A 23,320-nucleotide genomic window follows, 5' to 3' on the forward strand; every position below is an offset into this window, starting at 1 on the left:
GCTGAGCCTTGCAAGGGAGGCCGGAGTAAGCGGTGTTAAGCTCTGCTGCCATTGGGAAATGGGGCATAATCACCATTAGCATTTCAGTGCATATTCTGCGGCCGCACAGGCATGTATTGCGGTGGTATCAAATACCGGCACGCTCGCGTCTTGTGCGTTAACCAACAATGTTATTTCAGTGCAACCAAAGATAATACCTTGCACGCCTTGCTGTTCTAATTTGCCCATAATGCGGCGATATTCCTGACGGGAAGTTTCACTGATAACGCCCAGACACAGCTCTTCATAAATAATACGGTTAACAATCTCGCGATCGATACTATCGGGGGTAATCACCTCAATACCGTGTTTTTGCGTCAATCGTCCCCGATAAAAATCTTGTTCCATGGTGTAGCGGGTACCCAATAAGCCAATTTTATTGATCCCTTGCTGCTTAATTTGTGCGGCAGTGGCATCGGCGATATGCAATAACGGTAATCCGCTGGCCGCTTCAATGTCATCAGCCACTTTGTGCATAGTATTGGTGCATACCACGATGACGTCAGCCCCGGCATTTTTTAATGAAACGGCGGCATCAGACAGCAACTGTGCTGCGGTTTCCCAGTCACCCTTGGCCTGAAGTTGTTCAATCTCATGGAAGTCGACACTGTAGAGAATGATTTTGGCACTGTGTAAACCGCCAAGTTGTTCTTTAACCTGCTGGTTAATCATCCGGTAATAAGGGATGGTTGACTCCCAACTCATTCCGCCAATAAGACCCAAAATTTTCATTAGTTTATTCCTATGCAAACATCAGCACTGAGTATGGATAAGAGTTTAACGATGCGGAAACACCCGGATACGTTGTAACGAAGCAATTAGCGGAACTGTGACAAGACTCCGACTATAGCTGTTATCTCTGTCTATCATGTTTGTTGTAACAAATCTGTAGCAATAGAAAAATCTATTTATTCTTCTATCTATTTTTACACTATTACCATCAACAGGATGACGGAGATTAGGATGATAAAAATAAAGACGGCATACACCCTGACACTATTAGCGCTACTCTTGCCAGCGTCAACCCATGTTGTAGCACAGGATAAAAGTGACAACTATAAACTTGAACAAGTGCTGGTGATGAGCCGGCATGGTATACGCGCACCTTTAGTTAATTATGGCGATATGCTTTCCAGTGCGACACCAGATAAATGGCCACAATGGACCACCCCAGGAGGGTATCTGACACCGAAAGGGGCAGAGCTTGAGGCGATGATGGGGGGGTATTTCCGCGAGTGGCTGGTTAATGCCAAATTGCTGAAAGCGGCAGGATGCCCGGCAGATACCACGGTATTTACTTATGCTAACAGCTTGCCAAGGACCATTGGTACCGCGCAGCATTTCTTATTCGGCGCTTTCCCTGGTTGTAATGTGCCAGTGGCGCACCAAAAAGATATCGGCAAAATGGATCCGGTTTTTAATCCGATCATCACGCTAGATGTCACACCAGAATTTAAAGAAAAAGCCTTGGCATCGATTAATCAACACGCCGGGCCGGGTGGGGTCGAAGGGCTGAATAAACGTTTACAGCCTAATTACGACTTACTTTCCCGCGTATTGGATTATAAAAAATCACCCGCCTGTTTAACGGATAAGAAATGTGACTGGAGTACCCAGCCAACCAATATTGTATTGGTACAAAATAAAGAGCCAGGCATTACCGGCCCGTTAAAATTAGGTACCGGTGCATCAGATGCGTTTATGCTGCAATATTACGAGGGTTTTCCGATTAAAGATGTGGCTTGGGGACGGATTCAGTCAGCGGAAGAGTGGCGTAAATTAATCGATATCAAAAATCTCTACCATGAGACGTTATTTGGTTCTCCTGCCATTGCGGATAATGCGGCTGAGAAGTTAGTCGGTTTTATCAGTGCTGCTCTTGATCCCGTCGGTGAGAAAACGCCTAATGAATTAGCAGCGCAGAAAGCTAAATTGGCGGTATTGGTTGGGCATGACTCTAATATTGCATCATTGTTGGCAGCCCTTAAGACTAAAGAGTACCAATTGCCAGACCAATATGAGAAAACGCCAATCAGCGGCAAAGTGGTATTTGAGCGCTGGAAAGATACGAAACAAAATAAAGATATGATGAAGATCGAATATATCTATCTGTCGACTGAGCAAATTCGTAATAAGATGCCGCTGACCCTTCAGGCACCACCAAAACGTGTCACGCTGGAAATTAAGGGCTGTCCGATTGATGCTAACGGGTTCTGTTCAATGGATGATTTCAGAAAAGCGATAAAACACAATACGCAAAGTTAAGTTCACACTACCTCGCCGCAGGTTGCGGCAGCCAGTAGATAATAGGGGCTGGCATAAAATGATAGGCTACGCTAACGTAATCTCTCTTTGTCAGCCCCAGGCCGTTTGTAGATTTTCTAATGACATTATTTGCCACGACTCAGCGAGCAGTAAAAACACTATTCAGACCTTTTCTGGAAGATCGTCTATTACATATTCTATTGATCTTTGGGATAGGGTTAACCGTCTTAATGCCGGCCCAAATTGTCTCCTTTCCACAGTTTATTGACTGGACCACCATTGTTACTTTATTGGGATTAATGCTACTGACTAAAGGGGTTGAGGTCAGCGGTTACTTCGATTTTATTGGTCGGAAGATTATTAATACACTCCACACTGAGCGGCATTTGGCGCTGTTTTTAGTCTTAGCCGCGGCGCTGTTGTCATCCTTTCTAACCAATGATGTGGCGCTATTTATCATCATTCCACTGATTTTGACGTTGAAAAAAATATCGTCTCTGCCGGTTTCTCGTCTGATCATTTTCTCGGCGCTGGCAGTCAATGCTGGGTCGCTATTAACACCGATCGGCAACCCACAAAATATTCTGTTATGGAGCCGTTCCGAACTCTCTTTTATCGGTTTTACTCGCCAAATGGCACCTTTAGCAGCCATTATTCTGCTGACATTATTCGCGGTAACATGGTGGCGTTTCCCGGCGCGTAAGATAAAGAAACAGGCCTCAAGCCCGATTTATCCTTACCAGTTCCGCCTGTTGCTGAGTTGTTTGGCGCTGTATGTGATTTTTATTATCTGCGTGGATTTGGGCTGGGCAGGTTATGGGCTACTTATCGTTTTTGCCGGTTTATTGCTATTGGCGCGGCGGGTGTTACTGGCCATTGACTGGAGCTTGATTGTGGTCTTTATGGCGATGTTTATTGACGTGCGCCTACTGACGGAATTACCTGCTTTACAATCGCTGTTCGGTGAAATCAAAACATTGTCTACGGCTGCCGCCTATATTTTGGCTATTGGCCTATCGCAACTGATCAGTAATGTCCCCGCCACAATATTGCTGCTTAATTATCTGCCTTCCAGCGCGCTGGTGGCTTATGCGGTCAATATTGGTGGTTTTGGTTTTGTGTTGGGTTCTATGGCTAATTTAATTGCGCTGAGAATGGCGGCAGAGCCGGCCATTTGGTTAAAATTCCATGCTTACTCACTACCATTTTTGTTGTGGAGTGCTCTGGTTGGCTGGTGGTTATTATGATAGTCACAGGCGCGGCTCAGCGGGAAATAACCTGAGCCGACATCTGTCATTAGAAGAAGATAGCCAACAAAAAGACCATCACTATAATCAGCGCCACAAATGCCAGTGACGGTTTTTGCAACAATGGCTGTAATGATTGAGGTAAGGCGGCAATTAGCGGGTTAATCACTGGTTGCAGAATTTTTTGATCTTCTGCTAAACGTTGGGCTGCATTGGCCCGATCCAATCTGGCGGTAAACAGGACATTGATAATGTCGTTCAACTGCGCTTGCGTCAGCGGCGTGGGACTGGCCTGGAAGCGACTCTGGCTGTAATCAATTAATAATTGTTGTTCCTGCGCATCAGCGGGCTGTTTCAACGCGGTTTGCAAGTTAACCAATGTAGGTGCTGTTTGCTGGCTGAGTGCCACTTTGGTCTGTAAAAACTGGCTGAGTATCTGGAAATGGCGTGCAGGTAACGGATCATTACTTTTCACCCCCACCATATCAAATAATGCCTGCCATATTTTGGCCGGTTGCTCGCCGGTTGCGGCACTAAGTTTTGCTACTAGCGATTGAATATTCTGATGCTCCGCCGGCAGTAACGGCCGATCAGTTATTGTTGCCAGTTGTGGCTGTGGAATATTCAGTGTCCCGGATTGCAGCAGCACCAGAACTTGTTGTAACTCTGAATGGCTTAACTGACTTAATACAGTATGACCAAAGTGCTGGCGGATAAAATCACTGACAGCTTGCCGGTTGTTGCCTTGAGGCAGCAGTTCGGTCAGTTGTTGGCGCAACTGGTGATTGGCATGATTTTCCTGTGCCTGCGCCAGACGGGTTTGCAGCAATTGCTCAGCGGGCTGGAAGTGGCGTGCCAGTAAGTCGCTAGTGCTACCCAAGGATAAATCATGACGCAGACCGGCCCAGATCTCAGCAGATTTGATTGGGCTAAGGGCCATGATCCGCACAATTAGCTTCTCCAGCGTAGTGCGTTGCGCAGGGGTAAGTGCCTGATCTTCCACTTGGCCCTGATGAGGTATTTTGGTCGGTGCGACATTGCGATCATTGGCAATCGGCACACTTGGGCCGTTCAAAGGTTGCATATAACCGGTCCTTCGCTGTGGAGGCGATACTGTGGAAATTCATAAAGTACCCGGCAATAGATGCAGGCTACCAATATGATACGCGCAAATGTGGGCGACCCATACCGTCAGATTATGTTTTTTTTGTTAACTACGTTTGTAATTAAATGTCACTTTGAGTGATTGTTTAAGTTCAGACATTGATAATCTTGATTATGCCGCTAAGATGGGCGCTCGGTCTTGAATGAGACTAATTTATCAATTTTACTGATGAATTATATGGATTAGAATTAAATACGGATAATGGTTAAACACGAATAATGGTTAAACAACAGCGCGCGGCAAAGTGGTTCCTCTGCCTGGCTTGCCTAGTCATATTAGTTTGTATGACACAACGCATCGCCAGCCTGCACGCGTTGGAAAAAAACCTCCTTCAGACATCATCATCACAGGTTGCTGCCGATGCTGATGAGGCACCCACCCCTTGTGAGCTAAGTGCCAAATCCCTGTTGGCATCCCCGCCTGTTCTGTTCGAATTAGCGATTTTTTCTCTGGGTTTATTACTCTTGCTATTGGGGCCGGTGATCCCGACCCGCATGAGGTTTCCACCACCCCGAGTGATATCACCCAGCCGTTTGAGGGTGCATCTGCGATTGTGCATTTTCCGGGAATAGAGATGCTTTTGGCATAACTACGGCATCCCTTGGGGTTGCTGTGATTAATCTATTTCTGGAGAAGAATCATGTTCAATTTAAGCAAGACAGCGTTGTTCTGTCTGTTACTGCTATGGATGCCCACCCTTTGGGCGGCAGACAGCGGCTGGTTGGTCAGCCCACAAAACTCACATGCTAAGGTGCGGATTCGTGCCGAACCTTCAACGAGCGGTGAAACCCGCCTGTTACTTTCCGTTCAACTGGAGAAAGGCTGGAAAACCTATTGGCGCTCACCGGGTGAAGGGGGCATTGCACCGACCATTGTCTGGAGCACCGCTCTTGATGCGGTAAAATGGTACTGGCCTGTACCACAACGGTTTGATGTTTCTGGTATCTCTACTCAGGGCTATCACGAGCAGGCCATGCTGCCGATCGTCATTTCCGCTAAGGCACCCAAAACGCTAAGTGGCATCTTGACCCTATCGACCTGTAGCAATGTCTGCATTTTGACTGACTACCCGTTTAGCATCGATCTTTCCTCGCCGTTAAGTGGCGAAAACCAACAGCAATTCCAACATGATTTTGCCCAGGCGATGGGGCAGGTACCCATTGCCAATGCCCTGACCCAACAGATCCAAGCTGGTTTTGATCATGGCGAGGTGCAAATTCTGGCGGTGCGTGACGAAGGTTGGCAACAGCCCGAGTTGTTCTTCGATACCTTGGCGGACGTGGATCTCGGTAAACCGCTGGTCAGTGTGCAGGGTAATCAGTTATCGGTACGGGTTCCTGCGACTGATGGTTGGGGGGAGGGCGTGGGGGATCTACGTGGTAAACCCCTGACGATGGTGATTACTGATGCGGGTCTGGCGCAAGAGACCACGGTGACCATTGGGCAAGCGCTCACTTTACCGCAATCCTCCACTCGTTTTTGGTCTTGGATAGTGATGGCGCTGGCGGGCGGATTTATTCTTAATCTGATGCCTTGTGTGCTTCCGGTCCTTGCAATGAAACTGGGGTCTATTTTGCAGACTGGGCAGCAAACCCGCCGTCAGATTCGTTGGCAGTTTCTGGCATCGTCTGCTGGGATTGTGACTTCGTTTTGGTTGTTGGCATTACTGATGACCGCCTTGCGCTTAGGTAATCATGCCCTTGGCTGGGGAATTCAGTTCCAAAGCCCTTGGTTTATCGGCTTTATGGTGTTGGTTACCGCACTCTTTACGGCCAACCTGTTCGGCTTGTTCGAAATTAACCTCTCCTCATCGCTCAATAGCCGTATTGCCGCGCCTCGTGTGGAGCAATCGGGGGCTCGCGGTTTGGCCGGCCACTTTGGACAGGGCGCATTGGCGACGCTACTGGCAACCCCGTGTTCCGCGCCATTTTTGGGGACGGCGGTAGCCTTTGCACTGGCCGCCCCTTTACCGGCGCTGTGGGGCATATTTACCGCCCTGGGGGTTGGTATGAGCCTGCCGTGGTTGGCGGTGGCGCTATGGCCTAGATTGGTGCTGTTTTTGCCCCGTCCAGGTCGTTGGATGAACCGTCTGCGTATCGGGATGGGGGGGCTGATGCTGGCATCAAGTCTGTGGTTACTGAGCCTGATGGTGAGCCATATTGGCTCACAACTGGTGATGGTGATTAGCGGAGTGTTGCTGTTAGCGCTATTACTGGCAATTGGCTGGCGCTATGGCGTGCGTGTTGCCGCAATCGTCAGCTTAATCGGGGTGTTGATTATCGGCGGATTACTGTTGGCGGGTTCGCTGACGGCTAATCTATGGCGCAAACCGCTACATGACACCATCCCGTGGCAGCCATTAACTGAATCAGCCATTAAGAAAGCCTTGATGGAGCATAAGCGGGTGTTTGTCGATGTCACTGCCGATTGGTGTGTGACCTGTAAAGTTAACAAAATACACGTCCTGATGCGTGACGATGTGCAGCAGGCGTTGCAAGCACCTGATGTGGTGGCGTTACGCGGTGACTGGACGCGACCTTCTGCTGATATTACTGAGTTTTTGCGCCAGCGCGGCAGTGTCGCAATCCCATTTAATCAAATTTATGGGCCACAGCAACCACAGGGTGTGGTGCTCTCGCCACTGTTGGACCGTGACGTGTTATTAAAAATTTTGGCCGATGCTAAAGGAAATAAAGAATGAAAATTATCATGGTTGTGTTGTTAGCGCTGATCTCGACCTCACTGTGGGCGGCGGCACCTTTTACGCCGGAGCAGGAAGTGCGGATTAAAGCGTTAATCCGTGAAACGCTGGTCGCCAATCCAGACATTCTTGAACAATCCATCAATGCCTTGCAACAGCAAGCTAATGAAGCGCAAGGGCAGCAAATGGATCAATTTATCGCAGCCAATAAGCAGGCGCTGTTCCAAGACCCTGGTAGCCCACGTTTCGGGGCTGCAACTCCAGCCCTGACATTGGTTTCATTTACCGATTACAACTGCCCATTTTGTAAAACTTTTGATCCGTTGCTGGAAAAGGTAGTGAAGGAGTACCCGCAAGTGGCGGTGGTGATAAAACCGCTACCGTTTAAAGGGGAAAGCTCGGTGACCAGTGCACGGTTGGCGTTGACACTGTGGCAACAACATCCGAATCAATTTCTGCCATTTCATCAGCGCTTGATGGCGAAAAAAGGTTTCCACGATGCTGACAGTATTGCCGCGGCGCAGAAAAAAACCGGTGTTACGCCGGTAGCACCAAGCGAGCAGAGCTTGAATGTGTTGCGTACCAACCTGAAATTAGCGGATCAACTGGGTATCCAAGGCACACCTGCCACTTTGATTGGTAATCAGATGATCCCAGGTGCTATTTCCTATGAGCAACTGGAGGAGATAGTGAAGCAGCAACTGGCTAAGGCGGGTAAATGAGTCGCTTGAAGCGGTGGGGTAAAGAGCTGGTTATTCTGCTGGTACTGGTCACGGTGGTCTCTTTGGCGATGGATTGGTTGCGTAGCCCGCAGGTACCTGCTGATTGGGGCGATGTGTCATTACAAACCCTGGAGGGCCAGACTGTCTCGCTAAAGGCGATGAGCCAGGACAAACCGTTGCTCATCTATTTTTGGGCAACATGGTGCGGCGTGTGTAAATTCACCAGCCCCAGTGTCAATCAATTGGTGCAGGAGGGGGAGAATGTGATGACAGTGGCACTACGCTCTGGTGAAGCACCACAGCTTGAGCGCTGGCTGACCAAAAAAGGCTACCGGTTACCGGTGATAAATGACCCACGCGGCGAGTTGTCAGCGCAGTGGCAAGTCAGTGTTACACCGACGTTAGTGATCCTTTATCAAGGCAAAATGGTACAAAATACCAGCGGATGGAGCAGCTATTGGGGCATGAAACTGCGTTTATGGCTGGCCTCGTTCTGAGGTAACGCTGTTTAGCCAACGCCACAGTGAAACGCACGCCAAAAGTTGGACTCAGTCTGACTTTTGGTGGTGCGTTTTTTTGATTAATATTATGCTTGGCACTGACCAATCGCCGCACTTAATCTGGCTATTCCTTGGCTAATCAGCTCGGGCGAATTAGCGGCAAAATTCAAACGGAGGGTGAACTCTCCATCTGACTCTTCGCGGTAAAACCCGCCACCTTTAGCGAAAGTGACCCCCGCCTGCCACGCCAGCGGCATTAATTGAGTCATTGGCACGTTTGCTGGCAATTGTAGCCAGATAAATAATCCCCCATCAGGAACTTCAAACTGGCAGCCGAGTGGCAGTGTCTGCTGGAGGGCATCGACCATGGCATCACGGTGCTGGCGGTACAAACGGCAAGCCCGACGAAGTTGTTTGTCATAGCGCCCGACAGTGACAAATGCATCCAACGCCCGTTGGATCAGGTTCGAGCTGGTAAAACTGTCAACATGCTTTAAGCGCGCCAGTTGGATGTAATGGGGCGCGTCTGCCACCAGATAACCAATGCGCATGCTGGGCAGTAACATTTTGGAAAAAGTACTGACATAGATAACTTCACCCGCGGCTGCCAGTGAACGCAGCGAAGGCAGCTTTTTGCCGCTGTAACGCAAGTCACCCACATAATCATCTTCAAGTATCGGCACCCCAGCAGTTCTGGCTATTTGCACTAACTGATGGCGGCGTTCTTCACTCATACAGCGTCCGGTGGGGTTATTAAAGTTGGGAATGCAATAGATAAGTTTCGGTTGATGCCTGGCTAACAGCGCAGGCAGGGTCGCCAGATTCATGCCTTGTTGGTCGCTGGGCAGAGCAATAATATTCACTTTATGCAGGCGGAACAGGGCTAATGCTTCGGCATAAGTGGGTTCTTCTACCAGCACACTATCACCTGGGGCCAGCAGTGATTGGCTGATCAGACTGATGGCGTGTTGTGAACCGTTGGTTATCAACAGTTGCTCTGGCCGTGTTGGGATACCTTGTGCGGATAGAATGCGGCTGAGTGTATCGCGCAATGGATAATAGCCACAGTAATCGCCGTAACTGAATGCTTCTTCAGCATGGCGGCGCAGAATTGAATGCAAGATCTGGCGGAATTCATCCAATGGGAAAATTTTGGGGCTACCGATGCCAGCAGCAAAATTAATGGTATTTGGCGGTAAGGGGATATCGGCATACCCGTCCAGCCTTGAGGTGACAGTGGTAAAACGATCCAGTGGAAACTCACCATGTAGCCGTGGATGCGGATGGCTTGGCGGCGGCGAGAGGTGACAGACATAGGCACCGCTGCCGCGACGTTGTTGTAATAACCCCTTTGCCGCCAGCTCGGCATAAGCATTATCCACTGTGAGGCGGCTCACTGATAATTCTGCTGCCAAGGTGCGGGTTGAGGGCAGTTTGTCGCCATCAGCAAACACCCCACTGAGGATAGCACGGCGCAATGCCTCTTCGATTTGTAGATACAGTGGAATGTCTTGCTGGCGATCTAACGGAATATGCATGTCTCACCGACCAAAAGTGGCTCACTGTGGATAATATATTGTCACTATACTCAAGGTTAACAAGGCTTCAAGAGGAAAAAAGTGGCCTGTATCAATCAGTGGGAAAGTGGCTCTGGTGGCAGAGAACATGGGGGGTACAATCGCTATCTGATTAATATCCTGAAAGTAGTTATGAGGTTGTTATGGCGATTCCGGCAGATTTATTCCCATCAGCATTTGGCTCTATCGGGGCGGGCAACGGCGGGTTTAGTGGCAAACGACAAGGCTATCTGCTGGCGATTATTAGTGCCATGTTGTTGGGTTTTACCGGCATCATAATTCGCATCCTCACGGCGCATTATCATCTACCCACTTCGGTATTGGCTTTCTGGCGGGCAGCACTGGTCGCCATGGTGTTATTACCTATTTTACTTCTGACCAAACCGGAATGGGCCAAATTACGCGGGTGCCAGCTAAAATTCTATACGGCATATGGCTTATTGCTGGCGGTCTTTAATGGGCTATGGACTGAATCTGTCGCTTTAAACGGTGCGTCGATCTCCACCATTCTGGTCTATTGCTCAATCGGTTTTACCGTGTTTCTCGGCTGGGTTTTCTATAACGAATATATGGGCTGGCGTGAATTACTGGTTATTATTATCAGCCTGTTGGGTTGTTTCTTAGTCAGCGATGGCCTGAATATTACTGCATCAGACTTTAATTTTGTTGGCTTATTTATCGGATTGGCCTCCGGTATTGGTTACAGCTTTTATACTCTGGCTGGTCGCATTGCGACTGAACGCTGTTATCCGGTCTGGAACACTATTCTTTACGTCTTTGGTTTCTCCGCCATCTACCAACTGATATTTAATCAGTTATTGCTGTGGTTTCCATTGTCTGGGTTACAGCCAATGGTGGGTGATCTATTTTTCTTATCCCATGGAGCTAATGGCATTCAATGGTCTGGTTGGGGGCTATTGTTAATTTTAGCCGCCGGTCCAACGTTACTGGGGTTTGGCCTGTTTAATCTCAGTTTGAAAACACTCTCTTTGGCGGTGGCTAGCCTACTATTAACGCTGGAACTGGTCTTCACTGCGGTGATTGCATATTTCTTGTTGGGCGAAACACTCTCTCCCTCCCAATTGTTGGGCAGCGCGCTGGTATTACTGGGGGTGTTGATGTTGCATCGTAAAGATAAGGCTCAAGCAGCAATGGTGGCGGTTAGCGCGGAATAAAAACAGGGCCGGGGTAGCTGCGCAGAATATACGCCGCTACCTTATTTTTACTGCGCCGCCGCTCTTCGCAATGGGGTGCGCAGGCGCTGAGCTAATATCACCCCAGCCAGCGTGATACCCCCGCCAATCAGGTGATAGCTGTGTAATTGCTCATGAAGGAAGGCCACGGCAATAATGGCGGTAAATACCGGTGTCAGATTCATAAATATCGACGCAGTATTTGCCCCTAACCGCATCACACCGTGGATCCACAAATAAGGCGCAATAATTGAGGCTGGGATCCCAGCAAATAGCACCAATGGAATATTCTGCGCCGTCAATTGCACATCTGAAGCCATCAGGAAATTAGGCAATAATAGCACCACGCCGAAAACGATCTGCATATAAAGGGACTGCCAGTTGGGTAATTGAATCGCCCAGCGTTTGGTTAATACGCCATACAGCGCATAGGATGCCGATGCGCCGAACATCATCAATTCGCCTTTGCCGATACCATGTTGCAACAGTTGTGCCGGGTTACCTGCACTAACCAACCACACTAGTCCCCCTAATGACAGCACGCTACCTAATGCAATGCCTACCGTGGGGGCGACTCGTAACACCACAATGCTAATAAGCACAGTCAGTAAGGGAATTAACGAACTGAGAATCCCCATAAACAGGGCGCTAACACTGTGAGCCGCGTAGTACGCCAGGCTTTGGTACAGCACCATCCCCAGCATCCCCAATATCATCAATTTCCACCAATAAACGCGGATTGCCTGCCAATTGCGGATAACACCCAGCAGCAAGAATGGGGTTAACGTTAGCAACGCCAGCACCCAGCGATAAAACGAGATGGCGGCGGGATCAATTGCGGTGGCAGAGACCTTACTGACTACGGCATTGATGGACCAGATGATCACCGCGAACAGGGGGAATAACATATTCATGATAATAATTCTCATCTAAATAACATGTGACGTAGTCTACAGTTGTCTGATTTATTCTATATACTGAAAATCAGACAATAACTGCTGCGATTAGGACAATCTCGGCAGGAATCATTTTTTACAGGAGACAGTTCACGATGGCAGAACCCTCTTTCCCGGTGGTTGCCACAACCGTGCCACTGAGCCTTTCCTTTCGCTGTGAGGCCTTTAATGCCAATACTGAGTTTTTGCCGCATACCCATCCTTACGGGCAGTTGATCTGCGTAAAGTCAGGTGTGGTAGCGATGAGTATCGGCGGGCAGCGTTTTCTGGCCCCCCCTGAATTCAGTGTCTGGATACCGGCCGGCATGGAGCACTCCAGCCATAACCGTAAGCCGATGCAATTTCGTGCCATTGATATTGCACCTACGCTGTGTGATGAGTTACCGCTATCAGCTTGCCTGATTAATGTCAGTCCAATCTTTAATACCATTGTGGAAGATTGCTTCTCCCGTGGTTTATTGATGCCGGAAAGCGAGCAAGATATGCGCTTAGCCCACGTATTAATTGATCAACTCAGGTTGTCACCGGTACAACGCACCTATCTGCCCACCTCACAGGATAAATTACTGTCACCTATTCTGGCGGCGCTAGAGCGCTGCCCGGCGGACAATACCTCGCTGGCGCAGTGGGCTAAGCGGGTCTATACCACCGAGCGGACGTTATCGCGCCGCTGCCAACAAGAACTGGGTATGGCTTTTAGCGAATGGCGGCAGCGGCTGCGTTTTTTACATGCGATCTCATTGTTAGAAAAGGGCAAAACCGTGCAAAGTGTCGCACTGGATGTTGGGTATAGCTCCTCATCGGCTTTTATCGCCATGTTCCAGCAAATTGCAGGGACTACGCCGGAGCGTTTTCGTCGCAACAATCCCCTTCATCCTTGACGCCGCAGGGGGGTTGGCTATGCTCACGCACCCGAATCACTGACTTGAGTCAGCTCATCGGGATTATGAGCCTCTAATGAGACTCACCCTGCGGGCCAGCGCAAGCGATGTTCAACATGGTTTACAACCAAGTTGTCACTCAATTGCCGCCTACCTGCAACGCTAATGATTTTGGGGATCGTCTTCATCCTGAAGCTGTAGGGGGTTGGCTGCAACTCCAACTTCTTTGGGTATATACTAAGTCCCTGCTTTTCATCTATAGGGCAGTAAGCTGCCGGAGAATAAAGTGAAAATCCTGGTTGATGAGAATATGCCGTACGCAGATGTGCTATTTCGGCGTTTAGGTGAGGTACAGGCAGTGCCGGGGCGGCCAATCCCCCGTGAAGCACTGGCTAATGCTGACGCACTGATGGTGCGCTCGGTTACCAAAGTGAATGAGGCGTTGCTGCAAGGTACGTCAATTGGCTTTGTGGGCACGGCAACCGCCGGTACCGACCATGTCGACGATAACTGGCTACAGCAACAGGGAATCGGTTTCTCCGCAGCTCCCGGTTGTAATGCCATTGCGGTTGTGGAATATGTTTTTTCCGCACTGATGATGATGGCCGAACGTGATGGTTTCCAATTGCGTGACAAAACCGTCGGTATTATTGGGGTGGGGAATGTCGGGGCCAGATTGAATACCAGGCTACAAGCCCTTGGTGTGCGGACTTTACTGTGCGATCCACCACGAGCAGACAGAGGTGATAACGACACTTTCTGGCCGCTGGAAAAACTGGTGCGAGAGGCAGATGTTCTCACTTTCCATACGCCGTTGAATAAAACCGGCCCTTATCAAAGCCTGCACATGGCGGACGATGAATTACTGGCAGCCTTGCCGGATGGCCGTATTCTGATTAATGCCTGCCGCGGAGCCGTGGTGGATAATGCCGCGCTGCTGGGTGCGTTGGAAAAAGGTAAAAAACTCAGCGTGGTTCTGGATGTATGGGAACCGGAACCGGAATTATCTTTGCCGCTGTTAGGGCGGATTGATATCGGGACACCACATATCGCCGGCTATACGCTGGAAGGTAAAGCACGTGGTACCACACAAGTGTTTGAAGCTTTTAGTCAACATCTGGGGCAGCCGCAGTCGGTAGAGCTAGCTTCTTTATTGCCTCAACCGGAGTTTAGCCACTTGAGACTGAACGGTGCGTTGGATGAAGGCAAATTAAAACGATTGATGCACTTGGTGTATGATGTGCGCCGCGATGATGCGCCACTGCGCCATGTGGCCGGTATCCCCGGTGAGTTTGATCGGCTGCGTAAGCACTATCAGGAACGCCGTGAGTGGTCATCACTCTGCGTGCAGTGCGATGATGCTGCCAGTGCTGAACTGTTGCAGAAATTAGGCTTTAGTACACAGTTATTATAAGCGCGGTATAAACGTTAATTTATTGATTGTCAGGCGGTTTTTTTACCGCCTTTCTCTTTCAATCGATCTTAGTATCTGAATGAACCCTTGTAATTTAATGAACGTTAGTGGAGAAAACCAACATGTCTGACGGCTGGAATATTGCTCTGTTAGGAGCAACGGGCGCAGTAGGTGAAGCTTTGCTGGAGCTGTTAAATGAGCGCCAGTTCCCGGTTGGTGAATTGTATCCGCTGGCCAGCGAACGCAGCGCCGGTGCTTCTGTGCGCTTTAATGGTAAAAGTTTACTGGTTGAAAATGTTGCTGAATTTGACTGGTCTCAGGCGCAGTTAGCTTTCTTTGTTGCCGGGCGCGAAGCCTCACAACTCTATGCGGAAGAAGCGGCGAATGCCGGTTGCTTGGTTATCGACAGCAGTGGCCTGTTCGCGATGGAACCAGATGTACCGCTGGTGGTGCCAAGTGTGAATCCTCAGGTGCTGGCAGAATATCGCAATCGCAATATTGTGGCGGTAGCCGATAGCCTGACCAGCCAGTTGCTGACGGCGATTAAACCACTGACGGAACAGGCTGGCTTGTCCCGCGTGCATGTCACTGCATTGATTTCAGCCTCCGCCCATGGCAAGGCCGCTGTGGACGATCTGGCCGGTCAAAGTGCCAAGTTGTTAAATGGCATTCCTGCGGAGCCAAGTATCTTCGCCAAACAACTGGCATTTAACGTGTTGCCGTTGCTGGCTGATGAAGAGGGCAGTGTGCGTGAAGAGCGCCGTCTGGTTGATCAGGTGCGCAAAGTATTGCAAGACGAAGGTCTGCCTATCTCGGTGAGTTGCATTCAATCACCGGTATTTTACGGTCAGGCACAAGTGGTTCATCTGGAAGCCTTGCGCCCAATCTCCGCAGATGAAGCGCGCAGCGAACTGGAAAATTGCGAAGATATCCAATTATCTGAAGAGGATGATTATCCAACACAGGTCAGTGATGCCTCGGGCAGTGAGGTGCTGAGTATTGGTTGTGTGCGTAATGACTATGGCATTCCCGAAGTGTTGCAGTTCTGGTCAGTGGCCGACAACATTCGTTTTGGTGGCGCATTGATGGCGATTGAAACGGCGGAGCACCTGTTGCAGGAGCAACTGTACTGATGTCCGAACTCGAGTTGGCTCAGCCACAAGACATAGTGGCTGAAACGGCCGGTATAAAAATTGCGCTGGGTATTGAATATAACGGCAGCCGCTATTTCGGCTGGCAACGGCAGTTGGAGGTTGCCAGTGTGCAGGCTTGTTTGGAGGCTGCCTTGTCAAAAGTTGCCGATGAATCCATTGGCGTATTTTGTGCTGGGCGCACTGATGCTGGTGTACATGCCACCGGGCAGGTGGTGCATTTTGTCACCTCGGCGGTGCGTAAAGATGCCGCCTGGACGATGGGGGTCAATAGCCATTTACCCCCAGATATCGCCGTACGCTGGATAAAAACAGTGGATGACGATTTTCACGCCCGTTTCAGCGCTACTGCCCGCCGTTATCGCTATATCATCTTTAACCATCGCTATCGTCCAGCGGTGTTGGCGCAAGGGGTAACCCATTGCTACCTGCCGCTGGATGCTGAAAAAATGGAACGAGCGGCGCAATGTTTACTCGGCGAGAATGATTTTACCTCGTTTCGTGCGATACAGTGCCAGTCGCGTACCCCATGGCGAAATGTAAAACATGTCAAAGTTACCCGACATGGCGCGTATATCGTGGTAGATATCAAGGCCAACGCTTTTGTTCATCATATGGTGCGTAATATTGTTGGTAGCTTGATTGAGATTGGCTGTGGTAATCAGGATGTCAACTGGATGGCCCAGTTGCTGGCACTGAAAGACCGATCACGTGCTGCGGCAACAGCGAAAGCCGAAGGGTTGTATTTAGTCGCGGTTGATTACCCCGAACGCTTTGCGCTACCAACAGCGCCAATGGGACCCCTTTTTTTGGCAGACGACTGATTTCTCTACATTGATGAGTGAGGTCGCCTTGGGCTAAGGAATACCTAAGGAAGTTCAGCTAATCTCACTCACTCAAAGCACAAGTATGTTTACCATTTGAGAGTATTTATGGAATTTATACGTTTCGTTATTGATTTTATTTTGCATATTGATGTCCATCTGGCGGAGCTGGTGGCGCAGTATGGGGTTTGGGTTTACGCCATTTTATTCCTGATCTTATTCTGTGAAACCGGTCTGGTGGTGACGCCGTTCCTGCCAGGAGATTCTTTGCTGTTTGTGGCCGGTGCGTTGGCAGCATTACCGTCCAATGATATCAATGTGCACATTATGGTGGCACTGATGGTGACCGCCGCTATTTTGGGCGATGCTATTAACTACACCATTGGGCGGGTGTTCGGAGAGAAACTATTCAGTAACCCGGACTCCAAAATTTTCCGCCGCAGCTATCTGGAAAAAACCCATCAGTTCTACGAAAAACATGGCGGTAAAGCGATTGTTTTGGCACGTTTTGTCCCGATTATCCGCACTTTTGCGCCGTTTGTCGCCGGAATGGGTAAAATGTCTTATCGCCACTTTGCGGCTTATAACGTGATTGGGGCGTTGGTATGGGTACTGCTATTCACCTATGCTGGTTATCTGTTTGGTAACGTACCTATCGTGCAGAACAATCTGAAATTGCTAATTGTTGCCATTATTGTGGTGTCAATTTTGCCGGGTGTATTTGAGGTATGGCGGCATCGGCGCGCGCAATCACGGCAAAAAAATCAGTAAAAACGTTACCTAAGCCGTGGGTTCGACCAGTTTTTTATCTACACTGTCGAGCCAATATGGTTTAATGAGTGACATTTATGGTCTGTTCCTGCGGACAACCCGAGTTCCAGTGCCTTAGCCACGTTGTAATGGCGTGTATCTCAGGCATTTTTTGTTGGGATGTTTTCAGGGAGATGGTTAAAGCATGAACAGCGGACTGGCAACAGCCAGGTTCAAACAGAAAGGTCATCGATGAGCTGGATTGAACGAATTCTTAACAAAAGCAATATTACACAAACCCGTAAAGCGAGTATTCCTGAAGGGGTGTGGACGAAATGTGACAGTTGCGGTCAGGTGCTTTACCGTGCCGAGTTAGAGCGTAATCTAGAAGTTTGTCCTAAGTGTGATCACCATATGCGTATGACAGCCCGTGCACGGTTACATATGCTACTGGATGCAGGCAGTGAAGTTGAATTGGGTAGCGAACTGGAGCCGAAGGATATCCTGAAATTCAAGGATTCCAAAAAGTATAAAGATCGCATTTCTGCCGCACAAAAAGATACCGGCGAAAAAGACGCTTTGGTTGCCATGAAAGGGACCTTACAAGGGATGCCGATCGTTGCCGCTTCATTTGAATTTGCCTTTATGGGTGGGTCAATGGCGTCAGTGGTGGGTGCCCGTTTTGTGCGTGCAGTTGAGCAGGCGCTGGAAGATAATTGCCCGTTGGTGTGCTTCTCCTCCAGTGGTGGTGCTCGTATGCAGGAAGCATTGATGTCACTGATGCAGATGGCAAAAACCAGTGCTGCTCTGGCTAAAATGCAAGAGCGTGGCTTGCCGTACATTTCTGTGCTGACGGATCCTACCATGGGTGGTGTCTCCGCCAGTCTGGCAATGTTGGGTGATATCAATATCGCAGAACCAAAAGCCTTAATCGGTTTTGCTGGTCCACGGGTTATTGAGCAAACCGTTCGGGAAAAACTGCCGCCGGGCTTCCAGCGCAGTGAGTTCTTGATTGAAAAAGGCGCTATCGACATGATCGTTCGCCGCCCGGTGATGCGTCAGACAATTGCCAGCATCTTGTCTAAATTAACGCATCAGCCACAACCCAGTGTGATTGAGAGTAAAGCCGATACTGCTCAGGCGGATAATCAGGCCGAAGCCTGATTATCCACGCGGGCATCACCCTGATAAGGTGATGCCCGGTTGTTGTGCATTGTCGCAACTTAAGCTTTATAGCTTTAAAAAAGAAAATATTTACCCAAAATAATTTGAGTTGCAGGAAGGCGGCAATTGAGTGAACAACTTGGTTGTAAACCATGTTGAACATCGCTTGCGCTGGCCCGCAGGGTGAGTCTCATTAGAGGCTCATAATCCTGATGAGTTGACGCTAGTCATTGATTCGGGTGACAAATCGGTCAGGAACCGATTTGAACGCTGCTTGCAGCGGCCTCGCAGAGGCGAGGTCCATGGACAGGGGCCGAGCAACGAAAGCAGTCAACGCACATGCAGCTTGAAGTATGATGGGTATAAAGGCCAGTGACGGGACTCATGAAAAACCATCAAATTCCCCAAGCCACGTCGCCTTTGGCCGCGTGGCTTTACTATCTTGAACGTTTGCACTCTCAACCAATCGAGTTGGGTCTGGAACGTGTTAAACAGGTTGCTGAGCGTTTGGATCTGCTTAACCCTGCCCCAAAAGTCTTCACCGTTGCCGGTACTAATGGCAAAGGCACCACCTGTTGTACCCTGGAATCAATTTTACTTGCAGCGGGTCTGCGGGTCGGGGTTTACAGCTCACCTCACCTTTTGCGTTACACCGAGCGAGTCCGTATTCAGGGGCAAGAACTGTCTGAGGCTGAACACAGCCACTCTTTTGCTCAAATTGAAGCCGGGCGCGCGGGTATATCACTGACTTACTTCGAATTTGGCACCTTATCTGCGCTGCAATTATTTAAGCAGGCTAAACTTGATGTAGTGATTCTGGAAGTGGGGCTGGGTGGACGTTTGGATGCGACCAATATAGTCGATTCTGATGTTGCGGCTATTACCAGTATTGCCATAGACCATACTGACTGGTTAGGCTTCGATCGAGAAAGCATTGGCCGCGAGAAGGCTGGTGTTTTCCGTGCGGGGAAACCTGCCGTGGTTGGCGAACCGGATATGCCGCAGTCGATTGCCGATGTTGCGGCGCAATTGGGGGCACAACTGTATCGCCGTGATGACGCATGGCGGTTTAGCCAACAACAGCCAGGTGAACAACAAGAAAATGCCTGGGATTGGCAGTGTGGCAACCATCATTGGACCAATCTACCCTTACCAAACGTACCTTTGGCAAATGCGGCGACAGCTTTGGCCGTATTGCACTATTCTGGCCTGCCTTTAAGCGATAAGGTTATTCGCCAGGGCTTGTTGGCTGCCAGTTTGCCAGGGCGTTTTCAGGTTGTCAGTGAGCAACCACTGCTGATTTTGGATGTAGCCCATAACCCGCATGCAGCACGTTATCTCACCGACAGGCTGGCTCGATTGCCAAAACACGGTAAAGTACGGGCTGTGGTAGGTATGCTATCAGATAAAGATATCGGCGGGACGCTGGCCTGTTTATCTGAACAAGTCGATGAATGGTACTGCGCACCGCTTGAAGGGCCGCGTGGGGCGACGGCGGAGCAATTAGCCGAGCATTTGGAGTTATCACGCCAGTTTAGCGATGTAGAAACGGCCTGGCGTCAGGCTATGTTGGATGCAAAACCACAGGATGTGGTTATTGTCTGTGGTTCTTTCCATACTGTCGCTCATGTGATGGCTGTATTGGATTTATGACAGCCTGAATTTGTGACAACTTGAGTTTATCAAGGCATTGAATTGGGAGTGCGAGTGGCAAGTAAGTTCCAGAACCGTTTAGTCGGGACCATAATTCTGGTGGCGTTAGGCGTGATTGTGCTGCCGGGGCTACTGGATGGTAAAAAGAAGCATTATGAGGATGAGTTCGCCGCTATCCCATTAGTGCCAAAACCAGGTGATAGTCAGGAGATCGATGCGGTTGGTCCGGTCAGTCAACCTCTGCCTATTGCTCCACCGGAAGGTGCGGCGCAAGCCGTGGATGTCCCCAAAGATGATTCCGCCTCTCAGGCTGCTAATGATGCTGGTAACCCTCCGTCTGAACCGACTATCGTGGCACCGCCAGTGATACAGAGTAAGCCGGTTGAGGTGAAACCTGTTGAGAAGAAACCGGTTGAGGTCAAACCGCTACCGGTAGAGAAAAAACCGCAGGAAGTAAAACCTAAACCTGAGGTTAAACCGGACGTTCAGCCGGAAACTAAACCGGTCACAGAAGAAAAAGCACCGGTAGGGCAGGCTTATGTCGTCCAACTGGGCGCGTTGAAAAACGCAGCTAAAGTGAATGAAATCGTGGCGACGCTGCGCTTGTCAGGTCATCGGGCGTTTACGGTGCCTACAACGCCGGTTCAAGGCCAAATAACCCGTGTGTATGTCGGGCCAGATGCGTCAAAACAAAAATTGCAATCTGCGCTGCCAGAGCTTAATTCATTAAGCGGTCTGAATGGGCAAGTTAAGCCCTATGGCACGGCGCGTTAAGGTTTATGCCGAGAGTTAAGATATCAGGGTGTACGGGGTTTTTGAGCTAAGTTTGTGCGGCGATTGTTGTTTTTAAAATCGCCGCACTTTAATTTGTCGCGGGTAAGAATTCCCCTACGCAAACGTTTTCTTTTTCTGTTAGAATTCGCCGCGAACAGGATGCAGCGGCGATTTCGTCATTGGAATAGTCATGGTCTGGATTGATTACGTCATTATAGGGATTATCGGATTTTCTGCATTGGTCAGCTTAATCCGGGGTTTTGTCCGTGAAGCATTGTCACTTGTAACATGGGGATGTGCGTTTTTTGTTGCCAGCCATTTTTACACTTACCTTGCTGTCTATTTCACGCGTTTTGAAGATGAAGTAGTTCGCAACGGAATTGCCATCGGCATTTTGTTCATCGCGACATTGATCGTCGGGGCTATTGTTAACTATGTGATTGGTTCGTTGGTTGAACGTACTGGTTTATCAGGAACTGACAGGGTGCTGGGTGTCTGTTTTGGCGCGCTGCGAGGTGTTCTGATAGTCTCTGCCATGCTGTTCTTTCTGGATACGTTTACCGGCTTCTCACAGAGTGTTGACTGGAAACAGTCACAATTAATCCCGCAGTTCAGTTATATAATCAGGTGGTTCTTTGACTACCTGCAGAGCACGTCGAGTTTCTTACCGAATCAATTACCGATTCGGAGCGGCTTATGAGGAAAAGACAACATGTGCGGTATTGTCGGTATCGCCGGTTTTGCACCGGTAAACCAGTCGATTTATGATGCGCTGACGGTGCTTCAGCACCGAGGCCAGGATGCTGCGGGCATCGTTACCATTGATGCCCATAATGGGTTCCGGCTGCGTAAAGCAAACGGCTTGGTGAAGGATGTATTTGAAACCCGGCATATGCTGCGCTTACAGGGGAATATGGGTATTGGCCATGTTCGTTACCCGACGGCTGGCAGTTCCAGTGCTTCCGAGGCTCAGCCTTTCTACGTTAACTCACCGTTTGGCATCACTCTCGCTCATAACGGTAATCTGACTAACGCTCACCAACTGAGAAAGAAATTATTCGAAGTTTCTCGCCGTCATGTGAACACCACTTCTGACTCGGAAATTTTGCTGAATATTTTTGCCAGTGAATTGGACCGTTTCCAACATTATCCATTGGAATCAGACAATATTTTTGCTGCTGTTGCCGCAACACATCAGTTGATCCGTGGGGCATACGCTTGTGTTGCGATGATTATCGGCCACGGGATGGTCGCGTTCCGTGACCCTAACGGTATTCGCCCGCTGGTTATTGGTAAACGCACGTTAGCTGATGGCCGCAATGAATATATGGTCGCTTCTGAAAGTGTGGCATTGGATACCCTTGGCTTTGAATTCCTGCGGGATGTTGCGCCGGGCGAAGCTGTGTATATCACGGAAAAAGGCCAGTTGTTTACCCGCCAGTGTGCTGAAAATCCGAAATACAATCCGTGCTTGTTTGAGTATGTGTATTTTGCTCGCCCAGACTCCTTTATGGATAAAATTTCTGTTTACAGTGCGCGCGTGCGCATGGGCCAGAAGTTGGGTGCCAAAATTGCCAAGCAGTGGGAAGATCTGGATATTGATGTTGTCATTCCTATCCCGGAAACATCTTGCGATATCGCGCTGGAAATCGCCCGTATTCTAGATAAACCGTACCGCCAGGGGTTTGTGAAAAACCGTTATGTTGGCCGTACCTTTATCATGCCGGGTCAGCAGGAACGTCGTAAATCTGTGCGCCGTAAACTGAATGCCAACCGCGCAGAGTTCCGTGATAAGAACGTCTTATTAGTGGATGACTCTATCGTGCGTGGCACCACATCAGAACAGATTGTCGAGATGGCGCGTGAGGCTGGGGCGAAGAAGGTCTATTTCGCCTCTGCGGCACCGGAAATTCGTTTCCCGAATGTGTATGGCATTGATATGCCAAGTGCGAACGAATTGATTGCCCATGGTCGTGAAGTGGATGAAATCCGCCAGTTGATTGGTGCCGATGCACTGATTTTCCAGGACCTTAGCGATCTTATCGAGGCAGTACGCGAAGATAACCCAGACATCACCCAGTTTGAGTGCTCGGTCTTTAACGGCGTTTACGTGACTAAAGATGTCGATCAGAGCTATCTGGAATATCTTGAATCGTTACGTAACGATGATGCGCAGGCATTACGTAATCATAACGAAGCCGAGAATCTGGAGATGCATAACGAAGGGTAATACCCGTTATCTTTCAGGTTGCAGATGTGTTGGCCTCGACCAATCCACGGATCTTGCGATGCGGTCGCTGTTTAGTGCCTTGCTGCAACTTGAAATTTATTGGGTATCTTCAGT

The 23,320-nt window shown here is 49.4% G+C and carries 21 protein-coding genes; 17 read left to right on the top strand and 4 right to left on the bottom strand.

Annotated elements, in window-relative coordinates:
• Window positions 1-75: 75 nt before the first annotated feature.
• Window positions 76-771, bottom strand: coding sequence for an aspartate/glutamate racemase family protein (locus V1955_RS06675; RefSeq protein WP_083158219.1), 696 nt, complete (start codon window positions 769-771; stop codon window positions 76-78).
• 231 nt (window positions 772-1,002) lie between these two features.
• On the opposite strand from V1955_RS06675, the gene agp reads away from it, so the two are divergent.
• Window positions 1,003-2,304, top strand: coding sequence for a bifunctional glucose-1-phosphatase/inositol phosphatase (agp, locus tag V1955_RS06680; protein ID WP_442820692.1), 1,302 nt, complete (start codon window positions 1,003-1,005; stop codon window positions 2,302-2,304).
• A gap of 119 nt (window positions 2,305-2,423) precedes the next feature.
• Entirely contained in the window at window positions 2,424-3,551 is a 1,128-nt protein-coding gene (locus V1955_RS06685; RefSeq protein WP_420072978.1) for an SLC13 family permease, read from the top strand.
• A 49-nt stretch (window positions 3,552-3,600) separates the two neighbouring features.
• On the opposite strand, the gene flk is transcribed toward V1955_RS06685, so the two are convergent.
• Window positions 3,601-4,635, bottom strand: a complete 1,035-nt coding sequence (flk, locus tag V1955_RS06690) for a flagella biosynthesis regulator Flk (RefSeq protein ID WP_442820693.1) — start codon at window positions 4,633-4,635, stop codon at window positions 3,601-3,603.
• 299 nt (window positions 4,636-4,934) lie between these two features.
• On the opposite strand from flk, the gene V1955_RS06695 reads away from it, so the two are divergent.
• The 4 genes from V1955_RS06695 to V1955_RS06710 all read left to right on the top strand — a co-directional run bounded on the left by V1955_RS06695 (window position 4,935) and on the right by V1955_RS06710 (window position 8,636).
• The gene (locus tag V1955_RS06695) at window positions 4,935-5,288 is read left to right on the top strand and encodes a copper resistance protein (RefSeq protein WP_372559498.1); all 354 of its coding nucleotides are present in this window, start codon (window positions 4,935-4,937) and stop codon (window positions 5,286-5,288) included.
• 68 nt (window positions 5,289-5,356) lie between these two features.
• Window positions 5,357-7,417, top strand: coding sequence for a protein-disulfide reductase DsbD family protein (locus V1955_RS06700; RefSeq protein ID WP_083158224.1), 2,061 nt, complete (start codon window positions 5,357-5,359; stop codon window positions 7,415-7,417).
• On the top strand, window positions 7,414-8,139 hold the full coding sequence (locus V1955_RS06705) for a DsbA family protein (protein WP_083158225.1): 726 nt from the start codon (window positions 7,414-7,416) through the stop codon (window positions 8,137-8,139). Before V1955_RS06700 ends, V1955_RS06705 begins: the two co-directional genes overlap by 4 nt.
• Complete coding sequence (locus V1955_RS06710; protein ID WP_083158226.1) at window positions 8,136-8,636, top strand: protein disulfide oxidoreductase; 501 nt, start codon at window positions 8,136-8,138, stop codon at window positions 8,634-8,636. The genes V1955_RS06705 and V1955_RS06710 overlap by 4 nt, the downstream gene beginning before the upstream one ends.
• Before the next feature lie 89 nt (window positions 8,637-8,725).
• Here V1955_RS06710 and pdxR read toward each other — a convergent pair whose 3' ends face one another.
• Window positions 8,726-10,177 carry a MocR-like pyridoxine biosynthesis transcription factor PdxR gene (pdxR, locus tag V1955_RS06715; protein WP_372569393.1) on the bottom strand — a complete coding sequence of 484 codons (1,452 nt, stop codon included), beginning with the start codon at window positions 10,175-10,177 and terminating at the stop codon, window positions 8,726-8,728.
• A gap of 182 nt (window positions 10,178-10,359) precedes the next feature.
• Between pdxR and V1955_RS06720 the strand changes: the two genes are divergently transcribed.
• Window positions 10,360-11,391, top strand: a complete 1,032-nt coding sequence (locus V1955_RS06720) for a DMT family transporter (protein ID WP_420072976.1) — start codon at window positions 10,360-10,362, stop codon at window positions 11,389-11,391.
• A gap of 47 nt (window positions 11,392-11,438) precedes the next feature.
• Here the strand turns inward: V1955_RS06720 and V1955_RS06725 are convergent, their stop codons facing one another.
• Complete coding sequence (locus V1955_RS06725; protein WP_083158229.1) at window positions 11,439-12,323, bottom strand: DMT family transporter; 885 nt, start codon at window positions 12,321-12,323, stop codon at window positions 11,439-11,441.
• A gap of 137 nt (window positions 12,324-12,460) precedes the next feature.
• On the opposite strand from V1955_RS06725, the gene V1955_RS06730 reads away from it, so the two are divergent.
• From V1955_RS06730 to purF, 10 genes are all read left to right on the top strand, one after another.
• Window positions 12,461-13,246, top strand: coding sequence for an AraC family transcriptional regulator (locus V1955_RS06730; RefSeq protein WP_372569390.1), 786 nt, complete (start codon window positions 12,461-12,463; stop codon window positions 13,244-13,246).
• Window positions 13,247-13,532: 286 nt separating this feature from the next.
• A complete protein-coding gene (pdxB, locus tag V1955_RS06735; protein WP_083158231.1) occupies window positions 13,533-14,660 on the top strand; it encodes a 4-phosphoerythronate dehydrogenase PdxB in 1,128 nt (375 codons plus the stop codon).
• Window positions 14,661-14,782: 122 nt separating this feature from the next.
• Window positions 14,783-15,793 (top strand): aspartate-semialdehyde dehydrogenase, encoded by a 1,011-nt coding sequence (locus V1955_RS06740; RefSeq protein ID WP_083158232.1) that lies wholly within the window; start codon window positions 14,783-14,785, stop codon window positions 15,791-15,793.
• A complete protein-coding gene (truA, locus tag V1955_RS06745) occupies window positions 15,793-16,635 on the top strand; it encodes a tRNA pseudouridine(38-40) synthase TruA (RefSeq protein ID WP_083158233.1) in 843 nt (280 codons plus the stop codon). Before V1955_RS06740 ends, truA begins: the two co-directional genes overlap by 1 nt.
• Before the next feature lie 108 nt (window positions 16,636-16,743).
• Entirely contained in the window at window positions 16,744-17,406 is a 663-nt protein-coding gene (locus V1955_RS06750) for a DedA family protein (protein WP_083158234.1), read from the top strand.
• A gap of 231 nt (window positions 17,407-17,637) precedes the next feature.
• On the top strand, window positions 17,638-18,549 hold the full coding sequence (accD, locus tag V1955_RS06755) for an acetyl-CoA carboxylase, carboxyltransferase subunit beta (protein WP_083158235.1): 912 nt from the start codon (window positions 17,638-17,640) through the stop codon (window positions 18,547-18,549).
• A 384-nt stretch (window positions 18,550-18,933) separates the two neighbouring features.
• Entirely contained in the window at window positions 18,934-20,202 is a 1,269-nt protein-coding gene (gene folC / locus V1955_RS06760) for a bifunctional tetrahydrofolate synthase/dihydrofolate synthase (RefSeq protein ID WP_420072974.1), read from the top strand.
• 54 nt (window positions 20,203-20,256) lie between these two features.
• Window positions 20,257-20,976, top strand: coding sequence for a cell division protein DedD (dedD, locus tag V1955_RS06765; protein ID WP_083158237.1), 720 nt, complete (start codon window positions 20,257-20,259; stop codon window positions 20,974-20,976).
• A gap of 190 nt (window positions 20,977-21,166) precedes the next feature.
• Window positions 21,167-21,676 (top strand): colicin V production protein, encoded by a 510-nt coding sequence (gene cvpA / locus V1955_RS06770; protein ID WP_050112971.1) that lies wholly within the window; start codon window positions 21,167-21,169, stop codon window positions 21,674-21,676.
• A gap of 12 nt (window positions 21,677-21,688) precedes the next feature.
• Complete coding sequence (gene purF, locus V1955_RS06775; protein ID WP_442820694.1) at window positions 21,689-23,206, top strand: amidophosphoribosyltransferase; 1,518 nt, start codon at window positions 21,689-21,691, stop codon at window positions 23,204-23,206.
• The last annotated feature ends 114 nt before the right edge of the window (window positions 23,207-23,320 follow it).

It is taken from the genome of Yersinia sp. 2545 StPb PI (assembly GCF_052217125.1).
Classification (GTDB): Bacteria; Pseudomonadota; Gammaproteobacteria; order Enterobacterales; family Enterobacteriaceae; genus Yersinia; species Yersinia enterocolitica_E.

Bases quoted from the DNA above. Each gene is read 5' to 3' on its own strand.
- V1955_RS06675 (WP_083158219.1), bottom strand. From the start codon at position 771: ATGAAAATTTTGGGTCTTATTGGCGGAATGAGTTGGGAGTCAACCATC.
- agp (WP_442820692.1), top strand. From the start codon at position 1,003: ATGATAAAAATAAAGACGGCATACACCCTGACACTATTAGCGCTACTC.
- V1955_RS06685 (WP_420072978.1), top strand. From the start codon at position 2,424: ATGACATTATTTGCCACGACTCAGCGAGCAGTAAAAACACTATTCAGA.
- flk (WP_442820693.1), bottom strand. From the start codon at position 4,635: ATGCAACCTTTGAACGGCCCAAGTGTGCCGATTGCCAATGATCGCAAT.
- V1955_RS06695 (WP_372559498.1), top strand. From the start codon at position 4,935: ATGGTTAAACAACAGCGCGCGGCAAAGTGGTTCCTCTGCCTGGCTTGC.
- V1955_RS06700 (WP_083158224.1), top strand. From the start codon at position 5,357: ATGTTCAATTTAAGCAAGACAGCGTTGTTCTGTCTGTTACTGCTATGG.
- V1955_RS06705 (WP_083158225.1), top strand. From the start codon at position 7,414: ATGAAAATTATCATGGTTGTGTTGTTAGCGCTGATCTCGACCTCACTG.
- V1955_RS06710 (WP_083158226.1), top strand. From the start codon at position 8,136: ATGAGTCGCTTGAAGCGGTGGGGTAAAGAGCTGGTTATTCTGCTGGTA.
- pdxR (WP_372569393.1), bottom strand. From the start codon at position 10,177: ATGCATATTCCGTTAGATCGCCAGCAAGACATTCCACTGTATCTACAA.
- V1955_RS06720 (WP_420072976.1), top strand. From the start codon at position 10,360: ATGGCGATTCCGGCAGATTTATTCCCATCAGCATTTGGCTCTATCGGG.
- V1955_RS06725 (WP_083158229.1), bottom strand. From the start codon at position 12,323: ATGAATATGTTATTCCCCCTGTTCGCGGTGATCATCTGGTCCATCAAT.
- V1955_RS06730 (WP_372569390.1), top strand. From the start codon at position 12,461: ATGGCAGAACCCTCTTTCCCGGTGGTTGCCACAACCGTGCCACTGAGC.
- V1955_RS06740 (WP_083158232.1), top strand. From the start codon at position 14,783: ATGTCTGACGGCTGGAATATTGCTCTGTTAGGAGCAACGGGCGCAGTA.
- truA (WP_083158233.1), top strand. From the start codon at position 15,793: ATGTCCGAACTCGAGTTGGCTCAGCCACAAGACATAGTGGCTGAAACG.
- V1955_RS06750 (WP_083158234.1), top strand. From the start codon at position 16,744: ATGGAATTTATACGTTTCGTTATTGATTTTATTTTGCATATTGATGTC.
- accD (WP_083158235.1), top strand. From the start codon at position 17,638: ATGAGCTGGATTGAACGAATTCTTAACAAAAGCAATATTACACAAACC.
- folC (WP_420072974.1), top strand. From the start codon at position 18,934: ATGAAAAACCATCAAATTCCCCAAGCCACGTCGCCTTTGGCCGCGTGG.
- cvpA (WP_050112971.1), top strand. From the start codon at position 21,167: ATGGTCTGGATTGATTACGTCATTATAGGGATTATCGGATTTTCTGCA.
- purF (WP_442820694.1), top strand. From the start codon at position 21,689: ATGTGCGGTATTGTCGGTATCGCCGGTTTTGCACCGGTAAACCAGTCG.